6 protein-coding genes are annotated in these 6,458 nt (G+C 75.1%); 2 read left to right on the plus strand and 4 right to left on the minus strand.

From position 1 onward, the window contains the following. Nucleotides 1-127: 127 nt before the first annotated feature. From AB0K37_RS39310 to AB0K37_RS39320, 3 genes are all read right to left on the minus strand, one after another. The gene (locus AB0K37_RS39310) at nt 128-1,033 is read right to left on the minus strand and encodes a phytoene/squalene synthase family protein (RefSeq protein ID WP_363990514.1); all 906 of its coding nucleotides are present in this window, start codon (nt 1,031-1,033) and stop codon (nt 128-130) included. After that, nucleotides 1,030-2,508 carry a phytoene desaturase family protein gene (crtI, locus tag AB0K37_RS39315; RefSeq protein WP_363990517.1) on the minus strand — a complete coding sequence of 493 codons (1,479 nt, stop codon included), beginning with the start codon at nt 2,506-2,508 and terminating at the stop codon, nt 1,030-1,032. The genes AB0K37_RS39310 and crtI overlap by 4 nt, the downstream gene beginning before the upstream one ends. A gap of 158 nt (nt 2,509-2,666) precedes the next feature. Continuing rightward, the gene (locus AB0K37_RS39320; RefSeq protein WP_363990519.1) at nt 2,667-4,172 is read right to left on the minus strand and encodes an SDR family oxidoreductase; all 1,506 of its coding nucleotides are present in this window, start codon (nt 4,170-4,172) and stop codon (nt 2,667-2,669) included. A gap of 68 nt (nt 4,173-4,240) precedes the next feature. Between AB0K37_RS39320 and AB0K37_RS39325 the strand changes: the two genes are divergently transcribed. Then, nucleotides 4,241-4,522, plus strand: coding sequence for a DUF2945 domain-containing protein (locus tag AB0K37_RS39325; protein WP_363990521.1), 282 nt, complete (start codon nt 4,241-4,243; stop codon nt 4,520-4,522). Nucleotides 4,523-4,621: 99 nt separating this feature from the next. On the opposite strand, the gene AB0K37_RS39330 is transcribed toward AB0K37_RS39325, so the two are convergent. Continuing rightward, nucleotides 4,622-5,938, minus strand: coding sequence for a deoxyribodipyrimidine photo-lyase (locus AB0K37_RS39330; RefSeq protein WP_363990523.1), 1,317 nt, complete (start codon nt 5,936-5,938; stop codon nt 4,622-4,624). Between the two features lie 309 nt (nt 5,939-6,247). On the opposite strand from AB0K37_RS39330, the gene AB0K37_RS39335 reads away from it, so the two are divergent. After that, the coding region (locus tag AB0K37_RS39335) for a MerR family transcriptional regulator (protein ID WP_363990525.1) at nt 6,248-6,458 on the plus strand (211 nt) is incomplete at its 3' end.

Raw genomic sequence — 6,458 nt, forward strand, 5'->3', positions numbered from 1 at the left:
GGAGTTGAGGCGGCGAGGGCGTGTGCGGGCCGGCCTGCTTCGCGGCCGTCGCATCGCCCGACGGGCGAGGCCCGACCGGGGAGGCGGCCCGGGCGTGCCGCCCGTCCACGCAGTGCCGCCTGCCATGTCAGACCATCCCGGCGGGGACGCGCCGCTCGGCCCGGCCCGCGGCCGACGCCGCCAGCAGGTGCCGCGCGTAGATCACGGCGCGGCGGCGGCGGGGCACCCGGGCCCGCGAGGCCAGCACGTCGTGGCCGGAAGCGGCGATCTCGTCCAGGATCCCGCCGTACAGCTCGTGCGCCGCGCGGATGCAGGGCCGCGAGGACGGCACCAGCAGCTTCACCCCCTCCAGAGCGCGGCTGTAGTGCTCCCGCGCGCGTTCGGCCTCGAAGGCCACCAGCTCGCGGACGCCGGGCGTGCACTCCCCGGAGGCGAGATCCTCCTCGGTCACGCCGAACCTCTTCAGGTCGTTCGTCGGGAGGTAGACGCGGCCGCGGCCGAGGTCCTCGGCCACGTCCCGCAGGAAGTTGGTCAGCTGGAACGCCCGGCCGAGCTCCCGGGCGGGCTCGCGTGCGGTCCGTGCGGCGCCGGGCAGGGTCTCCAGGACGGGCAGCATCATCAGGCCGATGGCCGCGGCCGACCCCTCCATGTAGTCCAGCAGGTCGTCGTAGGTCGCGTACCGGGTGACGGTCAGGTCGGCGCGCATCGACTCCAGGAACGCGTCGATGTCCTCGCGTTCGACGTCGAACGACCGCACGGTGTGCACGAACGCGGGCAGCACCGGGTCGCGGACGTGCTCACCGGCCAGCGCCGCGTCGAGCCGCCCCCTGACCCCGTCCAGCGCCGCGGCGCGTCCCTCCGCGCCGGCGGCCTTGTCCTCGTCGACGATGTCGTCCACATGGCGGGCGAACCCGTAGAGGGCGTGCACGTGCCGGCGTTTCCACGCTGGCAGCAGCAGCGTCGCGAGGTAGAAGGAGCGCCCGTGCCGGGAGTTCAGGCGGCGGCAGTGCTCGTAGCTCGCGGTCAGCGTCATCGGGCGCCCTCCAGGATCCGGGCGGCGGCCAGCCTCCCGGAGATCAGCGCCGGCGGGACCCCCACGCCCGGCGCGGTGTACATCCCGGCGAAGTGCAGCCCCGGGACGCGGCGGCTCCGGCCCGACGGGCGGAACCACGCCGTCTGCCGGAAGCGGTGGTCGAGGGCGAAGGGCGTGCCCGCCGAGTGGCCGAGACGCTCCCACGCCGGCGGGTCGAACGTCTCCCTCGGCGCCGCCGACAGGTCGCCGTACCCGAGGTCGGCGAGGCGACCCAGCAGGCGGTCCTCCAGGTAGGGGGCGAGGCGGTCCCAGTCGGCCCCGCCCGCCAGGTTGGGCGCGGGCTCCAGGACGCTCAACGTCGAATGCCCGGCGGGCGCGGCGGTGTCGTCGGATCCGGGATACGTCACGAGGAGGCTCGGGTCGGGCTGGGGGCGTCCGGCCGCCAGGGCGGAGAAGACGGTGCCCCATTCGCGGCCGAAGTGCAGGGTGTGGTGGGACTGCCGGGGCAGCCGCCGATCCAGCCCGAAGTGCATGACCAGGCAGGACGGCGAGTACCGCGGCCTGCGCAGCCGCCAGTCGCCGGCCCCCTCGGGGAGCAGGCCGGCGTGCGCCCGCGGCAGGTCGCAGGCGACGACGGCGCCGCTCGCGGGGATGCGCTCACCGGTGTCCAGCCGGACCGCCGTCACCCCGTCCGCGCCGGTCTCGACGCGTTCGGCGCGGACGCCGTACCGGATCGAGGCGCCGGCCTTCTCCGCGACGGCCGCCAGCGCCTGCGGCACGGCGTGCATGCCGCCCCGGGCCGGGAAGTAGACGCCGCCGACGGTGTCCATGTGCGCGACGACCGCGTAGATCGCCAGCGCCCTGTGCGGCGGCAGCCCCACGTAGAGCGCCTGGAAGGTGTGGGCCCTGACGAGCCGCTCGTCCGTCAGATGACCGGCCACGAAACGGTCCAGGCGCCGGAACCCGCCCGCCGCCGCCAGCCTGAGCAGCGCGTAGGGGCGCGCCATGCCGCGCAGCCGGGTCATGTCCGCGTCGATGAACGACGACCACTCCGCCTCGAACATGTCCCCGAGCCGCCGCCGGAACCGCAGGTACCGCGCCGCCTCGTCCGGACCGCACAGCTCCCGGACGCCCGCGGCCATCCGCTCGGCGCCGCCCACCACGTCCAGCCGGGACCCGTCGTGGAAGGCCAGCCGGTAGAACGGGTCCAGGCGCCGCAGCGGCAGCACGCTCTCCAGGTCCGCGCCCGCCGCGCCGAACGTCTCGGCGAGCACCTCCGGCATCGTGAGCACCGAGGGGCCGGTGTCGAACCGGTACTCGCCGGCCGGCCCGGCGTTCACGGTGCCGCAGCAGCCGCCCGGCACGTCACGGGCCTCGACCAGCACGACGTCGCGGCCCCGCGCGGCCAGATGGATCGCGGCGGACAGGCCGCCGAGGCCCGCCCCGACCACGACGACGGGGCCCCGCCCGCCCATCAGCCCGCCCTGTGACGGCCGCCGTGCGGGCGCGCCGCACGGTGTCGGGTTCGCACTTTTTTCTCCATTGTCGTCCCGGGTGAGTTCTTCTTCAGGTCTGCACAGTTCTTCGGGACGCGGGGACCGGTCGGTTGCATCACTTTGCGGGCGGCCCGCCCTCAGTGGGCCCGCACCGCCGCGCGCGCCCTCGGCGCCCCGCCCCGCTCGGCCGCGCGGACGATGCCCGAGCACATCCCCCCGAAGATCCGGTCGTGGAACGGGCGGAACGCCCACCAGTACGCGTGCCCGGCGAGGCCCCGGGGATGGAACAGGGCCCGCTGCGTGAGGGACGTCCGGGAGCCTTCGCGGCGCACGACGAACTCCAGCCAGGCCAGCCCCGGCAGCCGCATCTCGGCCCGCAGCCGCAGCAGCCGCCCCGGCTCGATCTCCTCCACGCGCCAGAAGTCCACCGCCTCCCCGATCCGCAGCCGGCGCGGGTCGCGGCGGCCGCGCCGCAGGCCGACCCCGCCGACCAGCCGGTCGAGGACGCCCCGGGCCTGCCAGGCGACGGGGAAGGAGTACCAGCCGCGTTCCCCGCCGATCCCCTCGACCACCTCCCACAGCCGCTCGGGCGGCGCGTCCGTCCGGCGGACCTGCTCGTCGGTGTAGAGGCTCCCGCCCGCCCAGTCCGGGTCGGTCGGCAGCGGGTCGCTGGGCGCGCCGGGGGTGCTCGCCGACGACCAGCGGGTCGCGACGTCCGCCTCCCTGACGCGGCGCAGCGCCAGCTCGACCGAGCGCTCGAACCCGACCGGCCCGCGGGGCGGCGGCGGGACGTACTCGGCGAGGTCGTTCTCCCTGCACACCACCTCGTTGCGCAGCGACTCCACCAGCGGCCGCGCCAGCGCGCCGGGGACGGGCGTGATGCCCCCCACCCACAGGCTCGACAGCCGCGGGCTCAGCACCGGGACCGGCAGGATGATCCGCTGCTTGAGCCCCGCCACGCGCGCGTAGCCGCGGATCATCTCGACGTAGGTCAGCACGTCCGGCCCGCCGATGTCGAACCCCCGGTTCACGTCCGCGGGCAGGTCGGCGGCCGCCACCAGGTAGTACAGGACGTCCCGGATCGCGATCGGCTGGATGCGGGTGCGCACCCAGCGCGGCGTGACCATCACCGGCAGCCGCTCGGTCAGGTAGCGCAGCATCTCGAACGACGCCGACCCCGAACCGATGATCACCGCGGCGCGCAGCCACGCGGTCGGCACCCCGCTCTCCAGCAGGATGCGGCCGACCTCGGCGCGGGACCGCAGATGCGCCGACAGCTCCTCCTCCGGCTCCATCCCGCCGAGGTAGACCAGCCGCCCGGTCCCCGCCTCCCGCGCCGCGCCGGAGAACGTGCGGGCCGCGCGCCGGTCGGTCTCGGCGAAGCCGCCGTCGCCGCCGATCGCGTGGATCAGGTAGTAGGCGACGTCCACGCCCTCCAGGGCCCGCCGGGACGACTCGGGATCGGTCGCGTCGGCCTCCACGATCTCCACCCGGTCGGCCCACGGGTGGTCGCGCAGCCGCCGGGCCGAGCGCGCCATGCACCGCACCCCGTAGCCGGCGTCCAGGAGTTCCGGCACGAGGCGGCCTCCGATGTAGCCGCTGGCCCCCGTGACGAGGCAGGTTCGCCCATTGCCGGCTTTCATGTGGTCCTCCATGGTCGGTTCTCGCTGGGACGGGTAACGCCACCCGTACGACCGAACGGGGGGACGAAGTGAGCAAGCGGGGGAAAGAGCCGGAGCCGGGGGACGAGGTCGGCTGGCGCAGCCATGGGTCCACGACCGAGGGACGCGTGGAGAAGAAGATCACTGACAGGCGGGAGGAGGCGGGGCGCACGGTGGCCGCCTCGCCGGAGGAGCCGCAGTACGTCGTCCGCAGTGAGAAGAGCGGCAAGAAGGCCGTCCACAAGGGCTCGGCGCTGCACCAGCGGAAGGGCGGCGGGGGCAAGGACGGCGGGGGGAAGGGCGGCGGGGGCAAGGGGAAGAGGTCCGGATGAGCGACGAGGAGACGGCCGCCGAGTTCGGCCCGGTCGTCGACCGGGGGCACGATCCGCTGAGGTGACCCGGGGGACGAGGGGCGCGGGCACGGGGCTCGCCTACCGGTCGTCGGGGTCGATGATCGGCGGCGGGTAGCCGAGGTCCCGCCTGCGCTCCTCGTCCAGCGTCCAGGGGCGGTGGACGCGCGATCCCTCGACGCCGGCCAGTTCGGGGACGTACCTGCGGACGTAGTCGCCGCGCGGGTCGAAGCGCGACGCCTGCCGGAGCGGGTTCATCACCTGGTCGGGCCGGGTGCTGTTCCCCGTCCCGGCGACCCACTGCCAGTTCCCCGCGTTGTCGGCGACGTCGCCGTCGACGAGCCACTCGTTGAAGTGGCCGAGGCCCTTGCGCCAGTCGACGCCGAGGTCGCGGGTCAGGAACGAGGCGGTGATGAGCCGGGCGCGGTTGTGCATGAACCCTTCGCGGTGGAGCTGGCGCATCCCCGCGTCCACGATCGGGACGCCGGTCGTGCCGTCGCACCAGGCGGCGAAGGCGTCCTCGTCGTCCTTCCACCGCCGGTCCCGCGACCGGTAGTCCCGCCGCGGGAGGTCGGGGAAGGCCGCGGCGACCTGGTGGTGGAAGTCCCGCCACGCCAGCTGGCGCCGGTAGGCGTCCGGCGCGGCCTCCGCCAGTTCCCGCGGCGAGACGCAGCCGAACTTCACGTAGGGGCTGAGCCGGGACGTGCGGTCGGCGGCGAGATCGTCGCGGACGTCGTCGTACGCGGCGGCGTCGTCGCGCAGCCACGCCCTCATGCGTTCGCGTCCCGCGCTCTCCCCGCCGGGCGCGAGGTCGGGGGACGGGGAGCCGGAGGTCAGGTCGTCGAGCCGGGGCAGCGCGCCCGGCTTCACACCGGACGGCAGCCGGACCTCCGCGGGCGCGTCCGCGGCCGGGCGCCACCGGGCCGCCTCCCAGGCCCGCCAGTACGGGGTGAACACCTTGTAGTGGTCGCCGCTGTTCGGGGTGAGGTCGCCGGGCGTGACCACCGTGATGCCGGGGTATGCCGATATGTCCAGGTCGAGGCCGTCCGCGCGCACGGCCTCGCGGAGTCGGGCGAGGCGCCGGGCCCCGTACGCCGTCCGCTCGTCGGCGAGCATCAGCGAGCGGGCGCCGGTCTCCCGGGCCAGCCGGACGGCCTCCTCGGCCGGGTCGCCGCGCCGCACCACCAGGTCTCCGCCCCGCTCGCTGAGCGACTGCCGCAGGTCGGCAAGGCTTTCGAGGAGGAACCGGACGCGGTTGGGCGCGGCGAACGGACCGTCCAGGATCGCGTCGTCGAAGACGAAGACCGGGACGACCCGTCCGGCCTCGCAGGCCGCGGCCAGCGCGGGATTGTCGCGCACCCGGAGGTCGCGGGTGAACAGCATCAGCGAGGTGTCCATCACCTGAGTCTTCGGAGCCGCGGGCGCGAACGGTTGCGGTAGGCGAGGTCGCCGTTCGGCGCGGTGGCGAACCCATGCCGCGTAAGGGAGCAGCGCGGCGGCGGCGACGCGATCGTTGCGGGCTCTCGCGCAGGTCAGCGCGGAGGTCGGCGCCGCCGCGATGCAACCGGAGGAACCGGCTCCGGCGAAGACCAGTCAGACCGCACGAGCGTTGAGACCGCACGACCGGGGAGACCGTACGACCGGTGACATCGGCGAACCGGTGACGTCGTACGCTGTGCCGTCGGAGGAGCACGGGAGACCGAACGCATGCGTGGGGAGACGGACCGGGAACCGGGACTGGGCGTCGGCGCGGTGGCGCGGCGCCTGGGCTTGGCGGCCGCCACCCTGCGCACGTGGGACCGCAGGTACGGCATCGGTCCGAGCGGGCGCAGCCCCGGCGGCCACCGCCGCTACACGCCCGCGGACGTGGCGCGGCTCGAAGCGATGCAGCGGCTGATCCTCGCGGGCGCCCCGCCGG

Origin of the sequence: Actinomadura sp. NPDC049753 (genome assembly GCF_040674655.1) — a bacterium.
Taxonomy (GTDB): Bacteria; Actinomycetota; Actinomycetes; order Streptosporangiales; family Streptosporangiaceae; genus Spirillospora; species Spirillospora verrucosospora.